The sequence below is a fragment of the Nocardioides sp. 616 genome, from assembly GCF_002930065.1.
Taxonomy (GTDB): Bacteria; Actinomycetota; Actinomycetes; order Propionibacteriales; family Nocardioidaceae; genus Nocardioides; species Nocardioides houyundeii.
The window spans coordinates 98,237-113,867 of sequence record NZ_POAG01000001.1; the positions used below are offsets into that span (position 1 = coordinate 98,237).

Sequence of the window (15,631 nt, forward strand, 5' to 3'; positions counted from 1 at the left end):
CCCTGACACCGATTGCGGACAGGTGCCGACCTCAAATCGGGTGACCACCAATCAGGTTGCCGTTGCGTCCCGCGGCGCCGGGTCGGCGCGCCACCATCAGCGTCACGTCCGTGCTGAGTGGCCGGCCGAAAATCGTGTGCTGCGCCGGGGAGCGGATGAGGAGCGGCGCCGGTCACGACGTACGGTGCGTCTGCACCTGACCAGCGATGACTCCCGAAGGAGCGCAAACCCGTGGCGGACCCCGACGTCGAGGAGATCGCTGCCGACCTGACCGAGTCCGGCAGCCACCTGGGTCCGGGGACCCAGGGCTGGATCGACGACACCCAGCTGGCGGCGGTGTCCGCCGCGGCCGAGGCGGCCGACCTGCCGGTCCACCTGGTGCTCGTGGTGCCGCCCGAGCGCGGCGACCTCTACTTCGGCGACGACCTGCTGGTGCGGGTGCACGACGCCGGTGGCCCCGACGGCCTCTACCTCGGCGTCAACCACGTGTGGGCCCGGCACCACGAGGACGGCCCACCCAACGACCCGACCGTCCGCGGCGGGCAGCTCGACCTCGCGCTCCAGCAGTGGGGGGACGTCGGCGGCAGCAGCGACCTGACGCGGGACGTGGAGCACGTGCTCTCCTACGCCAACGGTCCCGGGCAGGCCTACCCGTTCGGGGAGGGTCTGGTGCGGGTGGTGGAGAGCCTGGCCGAGGGCACCTTCTCCGACCTGGTGACCGCCGCCGACGAGGGCCTCGACGTCCGGCTGGCCGCCAGCCGCGAGGAGCGGGAGGAGGGCGGGAGCGGCACCTCCACCTCGCCCGCCACGCCCGAGCGTGACTCCGGGGACCCCGGCTCCGTCGTCACCGGGGTGGTCCTGGTGCTCCTGGCCGTGGTCGCCCTCGCGGCCGGGGTGGCCTGGGTGCGTCGCCGTCGCCGTCGCCAGGCCGCGGCCCCGCGCGCGTTCGTGCTGCCCGAGTCGGTGCTGGACCGGGTCCGGGCGGCCGAGGACGCCGAGCTCGAGCGCCGGGCCCGGGCCGAGGTGCTGGCGCTGGGCGAGAGCATCGACGCCGCCGAGATGTCCGGCTCCGGCAGCACCGCCTGGGCCGCCGCGCTGGACCACTACGAGGCGGCCGGGCGCCTGATCCCGCCGAGTGGCGCGGTCGACTCGCTCGACGCCGTCGGCGCGCTCGTCCTGGCCGGCCGCGGCCGGGAGGCGCTCGCCGCCGCCCGTCGGGGCCGGACCTTCAGCCCGAGCCGGCCCTGCTTCCTCAACCCCCTGCACGGGGTGGCCGACGGCGACCGGACCCTGGAGCACGGGGGCAGCCAGACCAAGGCCCCGATCTGCCGCAGCTGTCGTCGCGACCTGGAGGCGGGCCGTCGCCCCGACATCCTCGACGTCGTCGTGCACGGCAGGCCCAGGCACTACTTCGAGACCGACCGGGAGCCGTGGGCCTCGACCGGGTTCGGCGCCCTCGAGGTCGACCTCGTCGGCCGGGTGCAGCGGGGGACCCGATGAGCGACGCCCTGGGAGAGATCGTCGACCAGCTCGCCGAGGCGTTGCGTGAGGACCCCGTGCTGGTCGACCCGGTCTTCGGCAACGGCCGCACCGACGAGGTGCACGAGGCGCTGGGCGACGTGGTCGACGGCCTCGGCTTCCCGGCGTACGTCGTGATGGTGCCGCGGCCGCCCGGGCTCTCGGCCAACGACCCTGACCGGGAGCTGGCCACGCTGCTGCACGAGGAGCTCGGCGGCGACGGCGTCTATGCGGTGATGACCGACCCGGTCGGCTACGGCGAGACGCTGGCCGGCTTCGGTGCCGTTCCGGACCCCTCGCAACGCTTCGTGAGCAGGCTCGAGCTCTATCCCGACGGCGGCTCCGACGTCGACCTCAGCGCCGCAGGGGTGCTGGCCCGCGAGCTGGAGCTGGTGGCGGCCCTCGACGCCGGTGAGGACGTCACCCGCGAGGAGGTCGACGCCTACGCCGAACAGGCCGTGTGGCGGAACCCGCCCGAGTGGGACCTGGACTACGAGGTCCCGACGGCGGGCGCCTACGCGGTCTTCATGACGATGGCCTTCGTGGCGGTCGCGGGGTGCGCCTGGCTGGTGCTCCGCAACCTGGCCCGGTGGCGGGAGACGGCCCCCGAGAAGACCCTGCAACCCGGCCTCGCGACGGGCCCTGCCCCCACAGCCGTCGAGGGCCCCGCGCAGGTGCGGGCGCGGGCGGAGGCCGAGCTCGACGACCTCGCCCAGCAGCTGGCCGCCACCGCCGGCACCGCCCAGCCGGACGACGTACGGGTGCTGGTCGACGGGTCCTACGACACCGCGCGGGCCGTGCTGGAGCGCACCGGGAGCGACGCCAAGGACCTCGACGACCTGGTCGGCGCGCTGGTGCTCACCCGCGTCGCAGGTCGCGCTCTGACGGCTCGGCGCCGGCGGACCACCCCCTACCGGCCGTGCTTCTTCGACCCCCGGCACGGCGAGGGGGTCCGCGAGCGCACGGTGCCCGTCGGCGACCGGGAGCTGACGGTGCCGGCGTGCGGGACCTGCGGGCAGACCGGCAGCCAGGCTCACGGCCAGGCTCATGCCCAGGCGCCCCGCCCGATGCTCCTCCCCGGCGGCCTGCTGGGGCGGGAGCGTCCCTGGTACGAGCTCGACACCGTGTGGGCGCGCACCGGCTACGGCGCCTTCGTCGACGACCTGTGGGACCACGTGGCCACCGAGCTCCGGAGCGCCCGATGAGCGGGTCGAAGGGTCGGGGAAGCAAGGGCCGCGTCACCCGGAGCAAGCGCAACCGGGACGCCGCCAGGGCCGCAGGTGCGGAGGGTCCGCTGACGCTGGGTGGGGTGCTGCTCGGCGGGTTCACCAGGGACCAGCTGAGCCGGGCGCACGTCGTGCACGCCGTCGCCGCCCTGGTGCTGGGCGCCGGGGCCGCGCTGGTGGTCGACCATCGCCTCGGCTCCAGCGCCGACCAGGAGTACGCCGCCGGGGACCGGGTGATGGCCGCCGTGGCAGCCCTGCGCGAGGACCACGTGCACGTCACCGACGACGGCCGCGCCCTGCTCGACGAGGCGGGCGAGGCAGCCATCGCCGCCACCATCGCGGAGCGGGACCTCCCGGTCCACGTCCTGGTCTGGCAGAACAGCTGGTTCGCCGGCTACGACCACTACATCCAGGCGGCGGAGCAGGTGCTGCACCAGCTCGACGAGCCGGCGGTGCTGGTGCTGTGGCAGGGCCCGGACGACAGCACCACCCAGGTCTCCGAGGGCTACTCGATGCGCGAGGACGCGACGAGCTGGGAGAGACCGGCCGGCGAGCCGGAGTACCTCGGCGCCGCCGCGCTGCGGATCCCCGAGTGGCTGGGCCAGCTCCCCGACGACCCGATCGAGCCGCGGGACTGGGACTACTACGGTGGCCGGTTCGGCGGCACCTTCATCGGGCTGCTCTACGGCCTGCCCGTGGTGCTCGGGGCGTGGCTGCTGATCGGGGTCGGCCGGCTGCTCACCGGACGCCGGTTCCGCAACCGCCCGCTCTAGCGGTCCAGCTCCTCGCGGAGCCGGGCGGCGAGCCGGACCGACGCCTCGATCTCCTCGCGGCGGATGGAGACGCTCTCGACGTTGATCCCGAACGGGACACCGAGGCGACGGCAGTAGCCGATCAGCTCCAGCGCCGTGCTGAGCGCGAGGTCGAAGGACGCGTCCAGGGTGTCGTCGGCATGCCGCAGGTCGTTCTGGATCCAGCGCGGCACGTCGACGCCGAGCCAGCTGAGGAACTCCAGCGTCTTCATGGAGCCGCAGACGGAGAAGGTGAACACGATCGGCACCGGCGCGACCCCCCGGTCCCGGCACTCGTAGCGGTAGTCCGAGACCAGGCTCTTGGCCGCGTTCACGTCGTACACGACCTGGGTGACGAAGAACGCGCAGCCCGCCTCCTGCTTGGCCAGCAGGCGCAGGTGCTCGGTGCCGCCGCGGGTGTGGCGTTCCGGGATGGCGACGCCACCCAGCAGCAGCTCGGGGCTGGTCTCGGCGCGCAGCGACTGGGCCCGGGCCAGGGTGGTGGAGACCGGCTTGTCGCGCGAGGAGGCGCCGACGAAGACCGACAGGGTGCGGTCGGGGTCCTGGGAGTCCAGCCACGAACGCAGGTCGGGCTCGCCGTACTTGCCCACCGCGCGGTACACCACCACCGGGACGTCCAGCTCTGCCCGGTGGTCGGCGAGGTAGTCGGCCAGGTAGCGAGCCGGGTCCATCGTCGGCAGGAACGGGAACGGCCGCTCGTCGGGGTTGCGGTCGGACTCGTCGTCGATGTCGTAGAGCACCAGTCCGTCCAGGCCCAGGGGGCTGAGCCGCTCCAGGGTCACCTGCGCGATCTCCCGGGCCCGCTCAGGCGGGGTGGCCCGCCGGGGCGGGGTCAGGGCGAAGAGCAGGAACTCACCCTTGCCGTCGACGATGCGCTGCTGCAGTTCCACGTCGAGACCGTAACGGACCCGAGTCGCAACGCCACGATGTCCGGCGTGCAAGAGTGCGGGATGACCTCGGGGGAGCCGTACGTCCGTGCCCGTCGACCGGCGGACCTGCCGGCGCTGGGCCGTGCTCTGCTCGGGCAGCAGCCGGAGACCCGGTACCCGTTCCGCCGCCCTGCTCGACCAGGTCTGCGCCCGGGCCCACGCCTGTCAGCCGGCCGAGCTCGCCTGGATCAGTGGTCTGTTCGTCGCCACCGAGGCCCGCGGACTGGGGATCGGACGGCTGCTGCTGGCGGCGGTGGTCGACGACATCCGGGCCGCTGGCCGGCACCCGTGCCTGGAGGTGCTGCCGGTCCACCCGGGCGCGATGTCGCTCTACCTGGCGAGCGGGTGGCGAGTCGTGCACCGGTTCCGCCCCGACTGGCTGCGCGAGGCCGCGGGCGAGGAGGGCCCGAACGTGCACGTGATGGTGCTGCCTGCTGAGGAGCATGGGTAGCGTCAGCGCCATGCCAGCCCAGCCCCAGCACCAGCACCAGCACCAGCACGAGCAGTTCGACGCCCCGCTGCGGACCCAGGTCGAGACGTTCCTCGACCAGCACCGCGACGGGCTCGCGCACTGCCTCGACGGCCTGACCGAGGACGAGGCACGCCGCCGGCTGGTGCCCTCGAGCACCACGCTGCTCGGCCTGGTCAAGCACGCCACCTTCGTCGAGCTGGTGTGGTTCAACGAGGCGATCACCGGGCGCTCCCGGGACGCCATCGGGTGCGCGGCGGACCCGGAGGAGTCGTTCCAGCTGGCGCCCGAGGACACCATCGAGTCGGTGCGTACGGCGTACCTGGACACCTGCGCCGCGTCGCGCGCAGCCGCGGCCGGGCTGGGGCTCGACGACCTCGCCCCCGGCAACCGCCGGGGGCCGCTGCCGATGCGCTGGATCTACCTCCACATGCTGCGCGAGCTCGCCCAGCACTGCGGGCACGCCGACATCCTGCGGGAGCAGGTCCTGTCGGCACGTGGCAGCGCCAGCTGAGTCCACGCCGGGAACGACGGCGCACCTGGATGAGCCCGGCTACCGGGCACCCGGTTCACTAAGGACATGACCACCACCCGTGCCCTGGTCGCGCCCTCCGCCGGCGCGCCGTTCGAGACCCGCACCGTCGAGCACCGCGAGCTGCGCGACGACGACATCCTCATCGACATCGCGTTCGCCGGCATCTGCCACAGCGACATCCACCAGGTCCGCGAGGAGTGGGGCCCGGCGATCTTCCCCATGGTCCCCGGACACGAGATCGCCGGCACGGTCGCCGCGGTCGGAGCGGGCGTCACCGGCCACCAGGTCGGAGACCGCGTGGGTGTCGGCTGCATGGTCGACAGCTGCGGCGAGTGCGAGTACTGCAAGGACGGCGAGGAGCAGTTCTGCACCAAGGGTGCGGTGATGACCTACAACGGCCGCGGCTACGACGGTGAGGAGACCAAGGGCGGCTACGCCAAGCGCGTCGTCGTCTCCGAGCGGTTCGCGGTGCGGATCCCCGAGGGCATCGGCCTCGACGAGGCCGCGCCCCTGCTGTGTGCCGGCATCACCACCTGGACGCCGCTGCGCCGCTACGGTGTGGGGCCGGGCTCCAAGGTCGCCGTGGTCGGCCTCGGCGGGCTGGGCCACATGGCGGTCAAGCTCGCCGCTGCCCTGGGCGCCGACGTCACCGTGCTGAGCCGGACCGAGGCCAAGCGCGAGGACGCCCGCGAGCTGGGCGCCACGTCGTACGCCGCCACCGGGGACCCGGCGGTCCTCAAGGGGCTGCGCAACAGCTTCGACGTGATCGTCAACACCGTCAGCGCCGACCTGCCGATCCGCACCTACCTGGGCCTGCTCAAGCCCATGGGCACGCTGGTCAACGTCGGTCTCCCGCCGTCGGCGTTCGAGGTGCCGCCCGGTGCCCTGGTCGGTGGCAGCCGTGCGCTGGCCGGCTCCAACATCGGCGGCATCCCCGCTACCCAGGAGATGCTCGACTTCTGCGCGGAGCACGGCATCGGGGCCACCATCGAGACCATCTCGGCCGACGAGGTCGACGCGGCGTACGACCGGGTGGTGGCGGGCGACGTGCACTACCGCGTCGTGATCGACACCTCCACGTTGTCCTGAATCTGGCGCCAAGTAGGGGCAATCTCATCAAATTTGGGTAGAGCGGGCGCTGGGCGCTCTAGGGTCCGACCATGCTCCTGCGCCCGCTCCGCCTGGCTGCGCTCCTTGCCGTGGCCGTCCTGGTGATGTCCGCGATCCCCGCCAGCGCCGCGATGAGGGCTCACCGGACCGCGTCCGCGGGGGTCCTCGCGCCGGCGCCGCTGCGGGCGATGTGGGTCTGGGACCGCCCCGGGGTAGCGAGCCTGGTGGACTTCGCCACCAGCAACGGCGTGGGTGAGCTCTTCGTGCACGTCCCCAGCGCGCCGAGCCTGGGCTGGTACACCAACCTGCGCACCCGGACCCGGGCAGCCGGGATCGAGGTGCACGCCCTCGGCTCCGAGACCTGGTGGATCGATGACCCCGAGGCCGCGGTGGCCTGGCAGCGCGAGGTCCTGGCGACGGGGCTCTTCGACGGCGTCCACCTGGACATCGAGCCCTGGCTGCACGCCGACTGGGACGCCGACCGCTCGGCGCTGCTGGAGCGCTACCTCCACCTGCTGGACCGGATGGCCGAGTCGCCGGTGCCGGTCGAGCTGGACATCTCCTTCTGGCTCCACGAGATCACCGCACCCGACGGCGGGCGGCTGGACGAGGCGGTGCTGGCCCGGGTGGACGCGGTCACGGTGATGAGCTACCGAGACACCGCGACCGGACCCGACAGCATCACCGGACTGGGCGGCACCGCCCTCGCGGCGGCGACGCGTGCCGGGAAGCCGGCCCGGCTGGCCGTGGAGACCAATGACCTGGGCGCCACGCCCGTCGACGCGAAGCAGACCTTCCACGGTGAGCGCCGCGCCCGCCTGGTGAACGTGCTGGCCCAGGTGGACGCGGCGGTGGCAGCCAACGCGGCGTACGCCCCGTCGTACGCGGGGATCGCGGTGCACGACCGGCGGGGTTGGGCCGCCATGAAGCGATGAGGAGGTACGTCGGCGTCCTCAAGGCGCTCGACAGCCGCTGGGGCGGGTGGGGCGACGCCGGGGTGGCGTCCGCCCTGACCGGAACACGCCCCGGGGAGACTCCGTCCGGGGTTGGTGCCCCGGTTGGCGCCGGGACGGCGCTCTCTCAGCCCGGTACCGTCGCGGCGGTGGAGATCAATGCGCACGGCCAGACCGTCGGGGCTGCTATCCCCGGCTGGTCGCCACGACCCATGCCCGAGCGGGTCGAGCTCGCCGGCCGCTACGTCACCGCGGAGCCGATCCACCCGCGGCACACCGACGCCCTCTACGCCTCACTGTGCCGACCCGGCGACGAGTCCCTGTGGACCTACCGCCCGGCGCCGTTCCCCACCTCGCGGACCGAGGTCGACGAGGAGTTGGTGCGCGCCCTGGCGTCCAGGACCGACAGCGTCACCCAGGTCTTCGTCCCCGTCGGCGGCATCGCGTCCGGCCTGGCGACGTTCTTCCCCTGCGTCCCCTCCTCCGGGGTCGTGGAGATCTCCGGGGTCCTGTTCGGTCGGGGGATGCAGCGCACCGCCGCCGCCACCGAGGCCATCCACCTCCTGCTCCGGCACGCCTTCGACGACCTGGGCTACCGCCGCGTGGAGTGGAAGTGCGACACCCTCAACGCGCCGTCGCGCCGCGCGGCCGCGCGCTTCGGGTTCACCTACGAGGGACGCTTCCGCCAGCACGTGGTGATCAAGGGCCGCAACCGCGACACCGACTGGTTCTCCATCCTCGACGCCGAGTGGCCCGAGATCCGGGCGCGGCACGAGCGCTGGCTGGACCCGGCGAACTTCGACTCCGACGGACTGCAGCGCCAGGGGCTCGGGAACATCTGAGCCCGCGCCGCCGTGCGGGGTGCAGATGCGCGGTTGTGGCGGCGTACCCCCCGTACAGTCCGGGCATGGCCAGCTGGCAGATGCGCGGACTCGCGATGTTGTTCTCCGTGGTGTTCAAGCCGCGCCTCGCCACCGAGAAGGCGGGGCGCGCTCGGCTGGCGCGCGCCAAGGGCTCGGCCGAGCCGCCGAAGTCGCTGCGCTCCGGCCGGCTGCTGGAGCGGTACGAGATCTCCGGGTTCACCGTCCACGTGGTCCATCCCCGCGCTCGCAGCCAAGCCGACCACGTCGAGGCCACGACGAGCGACGCCACGACGAGCGGCACCGCGGTGGTCTACCTGCACGGCGGTGCCTACGTCGGCGAGATCGTGTCCCAGCAGTGGCAGTTCGTCGCCCACCTGGCGGACCGGACCGGGTGCCCGGTGCACGTCCCGATCTACGGGCTCGCGCCCGAGCACGACGCTGCCCAGGCGCTGGCCCTGGTGAGCGCCGTGGTGGCCGAGCTGGCCCAGACCGGGTCGCTGGTCCACCTCGTCGGTGACTCCGCCGGCGGCGGGCTCGCGCTGCTGGCCGCCCAGCACGCCGCCCCCGCGACCCGGTCCGCGCTCGTCGGCGTCACCGCCCTGGCACCCTGGCTCGACCTGGCCATGGCCAACCCCCAGATCCCGGTCGTGGAGCGGGTCGACCCGTGGCTGAGTCGCGCCGGGCTGGTCCCGATTGCCTCGGCCTGGGCCGCCGGGACGCCGCTGGAGGACCCAGCCGTCAGCCCCCTGCACGGCGACTTCTCGGCGCTGCCACCGCTGGCCGTCTGGGTCGGCACCCGCGACATCACGCTCCCCGACTGCCGCCTGGTGCGTGACCGGATGGCGGGCGAGCCGTCGTTCCGCTACACCGAGCTCGAGGGGGCGCTGCATGTCTACGCGCTGCTGCCGGTGCCCGAGGGACGTCGGGCGCGCGACGACATCGCCGCCCACGTGCGTACGTCGTTCCAGGTCGCCCGGGAGCGCTGACCCCGGCGCGGACCGCCGCTCGGACCACACGAGAGATACCTCACGCGCGGATCGTGGCCAGACTCAACCGGGTTGATCCCGGCTGTCATGGTGGACGGGATGCCTGACACCGAATCCCCCGCAAGCCAAGGGCCAGCGAACAAGCTCGACATCGACTGGCTGAGGACCATCGCCGGCGCCCTGGCCGCAGTCACCAGCGCCGTCCTCCTCTCGACCCTCGGTGCGGCAGGGACGATCATCGGTGCGGCGCTCGGCAGCATCGCGGCGACCATCGGCACCGCGCTCTACGCCGCGGGACTCTCCCGCAGTAAGGAGACCGTGGCGAAGGCCCAGCAGGTCACCCTGGGCAAGGTCGGCGTCGCCCAGGCAGAGGTACGTCGGGCTGGGCGCCGTGCCGGTGACGACACCGCCGTCGAGGCCCACCTCAACGCCGCCGACCGGCGCCTCCAGGAGGCCAAGACCCGGCTGGACGCGGCTGCCGAACCCGACCCCGTGCCGCTCAGCGCCCGGCTGGCGAAGTTGCCCTGGAAGCGGATCGTGATCACCGCGCTCGCGCTGTTCGTGGCGGCGCTGGTCGCGATCACCGCCTTCGAGGTCCTGACCGGACGCAGCGTCGCCTCGCGCACCGGGGGCGGCGATGGACGCACCACGATCGGCAGCGTCACCGACGACGGCGGCGGCGACAACAAGAAGGAGCGCGAGACCCCCGAACGCTCCCCGGCGCCCACCTCGACCTCGACGCCGAGCGACGAGGCCAGCCCCAGTACGCCGGCCACGGACGGGGCCACGGACGGGGCCACGCCGACCCCCACCCCGTCGCCGAGCGCGACCCCTTCGGAGACCGCCGAAGAGGCCCCGGCCCCCACTCCGACCGCACCGCCGACGGAGTCGGCCCCCGTGGCCCCGGCACCAGCTCCCTTGGAAGGCGCGCCGACCCCCTGACGGTGCCTCAGGCCAGCTCGGCGGCGCGCCGGAACAGCCACGCCGCGGCGCCGAAGAGGACGACGTACATCGCGGTGAGCGCGACGACGTCGAGCAGCTGGCCCCGGGAGAGCCCGTCGGTGTCGCCGAGCAGGAACGCCACCACCGGTACGCCGACCTGGACCAGGGCCATCGCCGCCAGGGTCAGGGCCATGCCAGGCGCCCGCAGCCGAGAGAGCACCGCGCCCACCACGCCCACCGCGAGCACCGCGAGGTACGGCCGGTCCGCCTCCCCGCCCGCGCCGATCAGGCCCACCGCCCCGATGGCGAGCACCAGGAAGAGCACGGTCAGCACCGTGAGCATCAGCGCCAGCCTATAGCAGGCCCGTGCCGTGCTCAGGCCTGCGAGGTCCATGTCTTTGAGTCCCATGTCCTCGACGCTAGGGCTCGGCGTGGTCGGGAGCGGCGGAGATCTCGTGGAGATCCTGTGCAGGTCGCCGTACTGCGGGCCGTACTGCGGGCCGCCCCTGGAGATCGCAAGTGCGGCAGGCGAAAACCGGGACTTTGTCCCTTGATCCGCCGGCCGATCGGGCGCACGCTGGATTTCCAGGAGGAATGCCCATGAGCGCCATGAAGACACCCGACAGCATGCCGATCCTCTCCCGAGGAAGCCACCGCAGGCCGAGCAAGGGGGCGTGCTTCATGGAGATGGCGTCGCACCTTGCTGGTGAGCGCTGGAGCGACCATCCCCAGTGCACGCATCCGCTGCTCGCAGAGCTGGCCCGGCTGGTCAACGACAACAGCAGCGACCGTCATCGCTCCGACCTCGCCATCTTGGTGCCGTCGGTGGTGGGACTACGAGGCACCGGACTGCGCTGGGAGGCTGCGGTGACCGCCGCGGTCGCCGCTCACGCCATCACCCGGGTCCCTCAGGCCTCCCAACGCGCGTTGGCGGCGGGGCTGCTCTCGACGCAGCGGATGATGGAGAGCCTCGGTCCCGTTCCCGAGGACCTGCGGGGCGCGTGCCTCAGTGTCGAGGAGATCGACGAGGTGCTGGCCCTGGTGCCGGGAGAGACCCGGTGGGCCCGCAAGTTCGGCAACTCCCGGACCATCAGCGAGAAGTCGTTCCGCACCCGGATCGCGCCCACCGTCATGCGGTGTGCGGTCAAGGGCATCAGCGCCAGCGAGGAGGACTGCGACCAGCCGTTGCGGGAGCTGCTCGAGGTCGCCATCGGCACGGCTTGCCGGCTCCAGGAGGAGCCTGCCGAGGCGGGCGTCCCGATGCTGGCGGCCCGTCCCCGGGGCTGGCTGCGCAAGGCGGTCAACCTCTAGACAGCACCTGGGCAGCTGCCCGTCCAGCCGGTCACTCGCACCCGCTGCCGTTGCCGTCCCGGTCCAGGTGCCGGCCGTAGCCCGGGTCGCCCACCAGCACCGGGGCCGCCCCGGCGGCACGAGCGGCGTCGCAGTTCTGGAACCACACCGGGGCAGGCGCCTTCGGTCCCGCGGGCGCTGTGCTGACAGGTGCTGGGCTGACCGGCGTCGGGCTGACCGGCTTCGGGCTGGCAGGTGCGGCAGGCTCGGAGATGTCGTGGTCCACGGCCGTGGGCGCTGCCCACACGTCGGGCACCACGCCCTGGCCCGGGCAGGCGCCGAGCACCCGGGAGATGGCCTTGCGTTCGGGCTCGGTGACCCACAAGGCGTACTTGTCCTTCACCGCCACCTGCCGGGCGACGTACTCGCACCGGAACGGCTTGTACGCCGGGAGCCAGGTCGCCGCGGCGCCGTCGCCCTTGCTCCGGTTGGCGCTGGCGTCGGCCGGCAGCAGGTTGAGCGGGTCGTTGGCGAACGCCGCCCGCTTCTTGATGTCCCAGGCGAAGGCGCCGGTGGCCCAGGAGTTGCCCAGCGCGACCACGTGGTCGATGTCCAACAACGTCCCCGGTCCCCGCATGAAGTCGACCTGCCGTCCGGTGTAGGGCTCGGCATAGCGGCCGGCCGTCACCGTGCAGCCGTTGGCCTCGAGCACGACCTCGACCAGATGCTCGGCCAGCACGTCGTTGCGGGTGTCGCACCCGTTGCGGTCAGCGTCCAGCCAGGACGGCCCGAACCGGTCCCGCTGGTAGCCGGTCATCGGGGCCCGGCCCTTCACCGGGAGCAGAGCCAGCGCGGCCGCCGCCGAGCCCTGGGGTACGCCGGTCGAGGACGCGGTCGGCGACTGCGTGGGCGAGTCGGTGGGCGAGGCGGTCGGCGAGGCGGTCGGCGTGACGGTCGGCGTGACGGTCGGCGTGACGGTCGGCGAGGCGGTCGCTGTGACGGTCGGTGTGGGACTGGGCGTCGGGCTCGCCGCGGCGCCGGACTCGGGCCCGGGACCGGGCCCCGTCTCGGTCTCCGGGTCGGCCAGGCACTGGCCCAGCGCCACGAGGGCGACGACGCCGACGACGACGCCTCTCAGCTTCACGACTTGCTCCGCGGCTCGACCGCTGCCGACATGATCACCCGGCATGATCACCCGGCGCGCGCCCCTTTCGCCGGACATCGGGCGATGTCGCGCGCCAACGGCCGCAGGATCAGTCGGGTACGCCGTCCCCCTGGCTGCGCGTCAGCGCCAGCCGAGCCCCGGAGCGACGTACTTCAGGATGCTCTCCAGCACGTGCGCGTTGTAGTCCACCCCGAGCTGGTTGGGCACGGTGAGCAGCAGCGTGTCCGCCGCGGCGATCGCCTCGTCCTCGGCCAGCTGCTCGACGAGCACGTCGGGCTCCGCGGCGTAGGACTTGCCGAAGCGGGCCCGGCCGCCCTCGAGGTTGCCGACCTGGTCCTGGCCGGTGCCCTCCTGCCCGAAGTAGGCCCGGTCCTGGTCGTTGACCAGGGCGAAGATGCTGCGGCTCACCGAGACCCGCGGCTCGTGGGCGTGCCCGGCGGCCTTCCAGGAGTCGCGGAACATCTGGATCTGCTCGGCCTGGAGCTGGTGGAACGGCACCCCGGTGTCCTCGGTGAGCAGGGTCGAGCTCATCAGGTTCATCCCCATCTCGCCGGCCCACTGGGCGGTGGCCCGGGACCCGGCACCCCACCAGATGCGCTCGCGCAGACCCGGGGAGTGCGGCTCGATGCCCAGCAGCCCGGGCGGGTTGGGGAACATCGGCCGCGGGTTGGGCTGGGCGAAGCCATCACCCTTCAGGACCTCCAGCAGCACCTCGGTGTGCCGGCGGGCCATGGTGGCGTGGTCGTCGCCCTCGGGGGTGTAGCCGAAGTACTTGTAGCCGTCGATCACCTGCTCCGGTGATCCCCGGCTGATGCCGAGCTGGAGTCGGCCGCCCGAGATCAGGTCGGCGGCTCCCGCGTCCTCGGCCATGTAGAGCGGGTTCTCGTAGCGCATGTCGATCACGCCGGTGCCGAGCTCGATCCGGCTGGTCTTCGCCCCCGCAGCCGCCAGCAGCGGGAACGGCGAGGCGAGCTGGCGGGCGAAGTGGTGCACCCGGAAGTAGGCGCCGTCGGCGCCCAGCTCCTCGGCCGCCACGGCCAGGTCGATCGACTGCAGCAGGGCGTCGGCCGCGGAGCGCGTCTGGGAGTGCGGTGACGGGGTCCAGTGACCGAACGAGAGGAATCCAATGTTCTTCATGGTTCAACCAACACCGGAGGTCACCGAACGCTTCCCGCGGCGTACCCCTCGCGATAGGTCGGGTACGCCGGCTCCCACCCCGTGGCTCGCAGCCGCGCGTTGCTCAGCCGCTTTCCCCGCCCCCTGCCCCGCCGCCTGCCCCGCCGCCCGGTGCCCAGCGCGACGGTGGTGGCGACTCCAGCCGGCGCGGGCACGCCGAGCAGCGAGGCCAGGTACGCCGCGACGTCGCCGAGCAGCGCCGGCTCGTCGTCGGTGCCGACGTACAACGGGTCGGGCTGCTGCGCCCGGGTGAGCAGGTGCACCACGGCGGCGGCGGCGTCCTCGCGGTGGATCCGGTTGGTCCAGCGGTCCGGGTCGCCGACGGAACCGGTGCGCACCTGCTCCAGCAGCCGCGCGCTCCCGCGCCCGTAGAGACCGGAGAGCCGCAGCACCGTGCCGCCCGGGACCCGGGCCGCGAACAGCTCCTCCGCCGCCAGCAGCATCCGCGCCGGTCCGTCCGCCGGCCGCGCGGGCACGTCCTCGTCGACGAGCTCACCCGCGGCGCCCGTCCCCGGGGCGTCGCCGTACACCCCGGTGGAGGAGACCAGCACCGCGCGCGCCACGCGCTGCCCGGCCGCGTCCAGCGCGTCGAGGGCACGCGCCATCCCGTCGACGTACGTCGCCCGGTAGGCCTCCTCGGTCCGCGGCCGCGCGGTCAGCGCCACCACCAGCAGCCGCAGGTCCATCGACTCCGGTGGCGGCAGCGTCGGCGTCTCCCGGGTCAGGTCGACGCCCAGTCCGACCAACGGCGCGGGCACCAGCTCGGCCCGGCGGCGCAGCGCGAGCACCCGATGCCCCTGGCGGGCCAGCCGCAGGCCGACGTCGGCCCCGAGGTCGCCGCAGCCGACCAGCAGCACGTCCGCAGGGTGCTGCCCAGGCGTGGCGGGTGGATGCGGTTGCTCCATGCGGTGAGCCCACGGAATCCCGCTGCGTGCCTCGCAGCGCTGCCGACTGCGCCAGGTGACAGGATCGACCCGTGCTGAAGGTGTCGGGCCTGACCAAGGCCTTCGGGGGACGAACCGTGCTGTCCGGCTTCGAGCTGACGGTCGCCGCCGGCGAGGTGGTGGCGCTGGTGGGCCCCAACGGCGCTGGCAAGACCACTCTGCTGCGCTGCCTGGTGGGGGCCGAGGCCCCCGACGCGGGTGAGATCACCCTCGACGACCACCCGCTGGACACCCGTGACGCCGACGTCCGCGGCGAGGTGCTCGCGCTGCTGGACGACACCGCCTGGTTCGCCGACCTCACCGTCGCCGAGCACCTGGACCTGCTGGCCCGGGCCGACAGCGTCGAGGAGCCCGCGGCGGTGGTCCGCGACGCCCTCGTCGAGCTCGGGCTCACCGCGGTGGCCGATCAGGTGCCCGGGACGCTGAGCTCCGGGCAGCGCCAGCGGCTCTCGCTGGCCGTGGCCCTGGTCCGCCCCTGGCGGCTGCTGCTGGTCGACGAGCCCGAGCAGCGACTCGACGCCGCCGGTCGCGCCTGGCTGGGGGAGTGGCTGGCCGAGCAGGCCGCGGAGGGGCGCTCGGTGGTGATGGCCTGCCACCAGGGCGACCTGGTCACCAGCAGCGGCGCCCGCGTCGTCGTGGTGGAACCGGCGTGACCTGGGGCGGGGACGACGTCGCCGCCCGCGACGCGCTCCGGCGGCTGCGCGCCGTGGGGG

At 73.5% G+C, this 15,631-nt stretch carries 17 protein-coding genes; 12 read left to right on the plus strand and 5 right to left on the minus strand.

Translation table 11 applies throughout. The features are described from left to right. The first annotated feature begins 231 nt into the window (after positions 1-231). The 3 genes from C5H89_RS00510 to C5H89_RS00520 are packed head-to-tail and all read left to right on the plus strand — an operon-like array spanning position 232 to position 3,517. Entirely contained in the window at positions 232-1,500 is a 1,269-nt protein-coding gene (locus tag C5H89_RS00510) for a hypothetical protein (RefSeq protein WP_104105147.1), read from the plus strand. Beyond that, complete coding sequence (locus C5H89_RS00515) at positions 1,497-2,723, plus strand: hypothetical protein (protein ID WP_104105148.1); 1,227 nt, start codon at positions 1,497-1,499, stop codon at positions 2,721-2,723. Before C5H89_RS00510 ends, C5H89_RS00515 begins: the two co-directional genes overlap by 4 nt. Continuing rightward, a complete protein-coding gene (locus C5H89_RS00520) occupies positions 2,720-3,517 on the plus strand; it encodes a hypothetical protein (protein ID WP_104105149.1) in 798 nt (265 codons plus the stop codon). Before C5H89_RS00515 ends, C5H89_RS00520 begins: the two co-directional genes overlap by 4 nt. On the opposite strand, the gene C5H89_RS00525 is transcribed toward C5H89_RS00520, so the two are convergent. Next, on the minus strand, positions 3,514-4,446 hold the full coding sequence (locus tag C5H89_RS00525; protein WP_104105150.1) for a methylenetetrahydrofolate reductase: 933 nt from the start codon (positions 4,444-4,446) through the stop codon (positions 3,514-3,516). The two genes, C5H89_RS00520 and C5H89_RS00525, sit on opposite strands and share 4 nt — an antisense overlap. Positions 4,447-4,531: 85 nt before the next feature. Between C5H89_RS00525 and C5H89_RS00530 the strand changes: the two genes are divergently transcribed. The 7 genes from C5H89_RS00530 (at position 4,532) to C5H89_RS00560 (ending at position 10,343) form a co-directional block, all read left to right on the plus strand. Further along, positions 4,532-4,936 carry a GNAT family N-acetyltransferase gene (locus tag C5H89_RS00530; protein ID WP_104105151.1) on the plus strand — a complete coding sequence of 135 codons (405 nt, stop codon included), beginning with the start codon at positions 4,532-4,534 and terminating at the stop codon, positions 4,934-4,936. A gap of 10 nt (positions 4,937-4,946) precedes the next feature. After that, on the plus strand, positions 4,947-5,468 hold the full coding sequence (locus C5H89_RS00535) for a DinB family protein (protein ID WP_104105152.1): 522 nt from the start codon (positions 4,947-4,949) through the stop codon (positions 5,466-5,468). Positions 5,469-5,534: 66 nt separating this feature from the next. Next, positions 5,535-6,578, plus strand: coding sequence for an NAD(P)-dependent alcohol dehydrogenase (locus tag C5H89_RS00540; protein ID WP_104105153.1), 1,044 nt, complete (start codon positions 5,535-5,537; stop codon positions 6,576-6,578). A gap of 71 nt (positions 6,579-6,649) precedes the next feature. Next, positions 6,650-7,534, plus strand: a complete 885-nt coding sequence (locus C5H89_RS00545) for a hypothetical protein (RefSeq protein WP_104105154.1) — start codon at positions 6,650-6,652, stop codon at positions 7,532-7,534. Next, positions 7,531-8,394, plus strand: a complete 864-nt coding sequence (locus C5H89_RS00550) for a GNAT family protein (RefSeq protein WP_240181618.1) — start codon at positions 7,531-7,533, stop codon at positions 8,392-8,394. The genes C5H89_RS00545 and C5H89_RS00550 overlap by 4 nt, the downstream gene beginning before the upstream one ends. 65 nt (positions 8,395-8,459) lie before the next feature. After that, positions 8,460-9,401, plus strand: coding sequence for an alpha/beta hydrolase (locus tag C5H89_RS00555; RefSeq protein ID WP_104105156.1), 942 nt, complete (start codon positions 8,460-8,462; stop codon positions 9,399-9,401). A 99-nt stretch (positions 9,402-9,500) separates the two neighbouring features. Next, positions 9,501-10,343 carry a hypothetical protein gene (locus tag C5H89_RS00560; RefSeq protein WP_162799124.1) on the plus strand — a complete coding sequence of 281 codons (843 nt, stop codon included), beginning with the start codon at positions 9,501-9,503 and terminating at the stop codon, positions 10,341-10,343. A 7-nt stretch (positions 10,344-10,350) separates the two neighbouring features. On the opposite strand, the gene C5H89_RS00565 is transcribed toward C5H89_RS00560, so the two are convergent. Further along, positions 10,351-10,752: a hypothetical protein gene (locus tag C5H89_RS00565; protein WP_162799125.1), complete on the minus strand. Its 402-nt coding sequence runs from the start codon at positions 10,750-10,752 to the stop codon at positions 10,351-10,353. Between the two features lie 191 nt (positions 10,753-10,943). On the opposite strand from C5H89_RS00565, the gene C5H89_RS00570 reads away from it, so the two are divergent. Further along, a complete protein-coding gene (locus C5H89_RS00570; RefSeq protein WP_104105159.1) occupies positions 10,944-11,654 on the plus strand; it encodes a hypothetical protein in 711 nt (236 codons plus the stop codon). 31 nt (positions 11,655-11,685) lie between these two features. Here the strand turns inward: C5H89_RS00570 and C5H89_RS00575 are convergent, their stop codons facing one another. The 3 genes from C5H89_RS00575 to C5H89_RS00590 form a co-directional block, all read right to left on the minus strand. Then, entirely contained in the window at positions 11,686-12,777 is a 1,092-nt protein-coding gene (locus C5H89_RS00575) for a DUF1524 domain-containing protein (protein WP_162799126.1), read from the minus strand. 141 nt (positions 12,778-12,918) lie between these two features. Continuing rightward, positions 12,919-13,935, minus strand: coding sequence for an LLM class flavin-dependent oxidoreductase (locus C5H89_RS00585; RefSeq protein ID WP_104105162.1), 1,017 nt, complete (start codon positions 13,933-13,935; stop codon positions 12,919-12,921). A gap of 20 nt (positions 13,936-13,955) precedes the next feature. Next, positions 13,956-14,879, minus strand: a complete 924-nt coding sequence (locus tag C5H89_RS00590; RefSeq protein ID WP_104105163.1) for an NAD-dependent epimerase/dehydratase family protein — start codon at positions 14,877-14,879, stop codon at positions 13,956-13,958. Positions 14,880-14,950: 71 nt separating this feature from the next. Here C5H89_RS00590 and C5H89_RS00595 point away from each other — a divergent pair, with 71 nt between their 5' ends. Beyond that, a complete protein-coding gene (locus C5H89_RS00595) occupies positions 14,951-15,571 on the plus strand; it encodes an ABC transporter ATP-binding protein (protein ID WP_104105164.1) in 621 nt (206 codons plus the stop codon). The last annotated feature ends 60 nt before the right edge of the window (positions 15,572-15,631 follow it).

Bases quoted from the DNA above. Each gene is read 5' to 3' on its own strand.
- C5H89_RS00560 (WP_162799124.1), top strand. From the start codon at position 9,501: ATGCCTGACACCGAATCCCCCGCAAGCCAAGGGCCAGCGAACAAGCTC.
- C5H89_RS00515 (WP_104105148.1), top strand. From the start codon at position 1,497: ATGAGCGACGCCCTGGGAGAGATCGTCGACCAGCTCGCCGAGGCGTTG.
- C5H89_RS00565 (WP_162799125.1), bottom strand. From the start codon at position 10,752: ATGGGACTCAAAGACATGGACCTCGCAGGCCTGAGCACGGCACGGGCC.
- C5H89_RS00535 (WP_104105152.1), top strand. From the start codon at position 4,947: ATGCCAGCCCAGCCCCAGCACCAGCACCAGCACCAGCACGAGCAGTTC.
- C5H89_RS00570 (WP_104105159.1), top strand. From the start codon at position 10,944: ATGAGCGCCATGAAGACACCCGACAGCATGCCGATCCTCTCCCGAGGA.
- C5H89_RS00585 (WP_104105162.1), bottom strand. From the start codon at position 13,935: ATGAAGAACATTGGATTCCTCTCGTTCGGTCACTGGACCCCGTCACCG.
- C5H89_RS00520 (WP_104105149.1), top strand. From the start codon at position 2,720: ATGAGCGGGTCGAAGGGTCGGGGAAGCAAGGGCCGCGTCACCCGGAGC.
- C5H89_RS00555 (WP_104105156.1), top strand. From the start codon at position 8,460: ATGGCCAGCTGGCAGATGCGCGGACTCGCGATGTTGTTCTCCGTGGTG.
- C5H89_RS00550 (WP_240181618.1), top strand. From the start codon at position 7,531: ATGAGGAGGTACGTCGGCGTCCTCAAGGCGCTCGACAGCCGCTGGGGC.
- C5H89_RS00540 (WP_104105153.1), top strand. From the start codon at position 5,535: ATGACCACCACCCGTGCCCTGGTCGCGCCCTCCGCCGGCGCGCCGTTC.
- C5H89_RS00545 (WP_104105154.1), top strand. From the start codon at position 6,650: ATGCTCCTGCGCCCGCTCCGCCTGGCTGCGCTCCTTGCCGTGGCCGTC.
- C5H89_RS00590 (WP_104105163.1), bottom strand. From the start codon at position 14,879: ATGGAGCAACCGCATCCACCCGCCACGCCTGGGCAGCACCCTGCGGAC.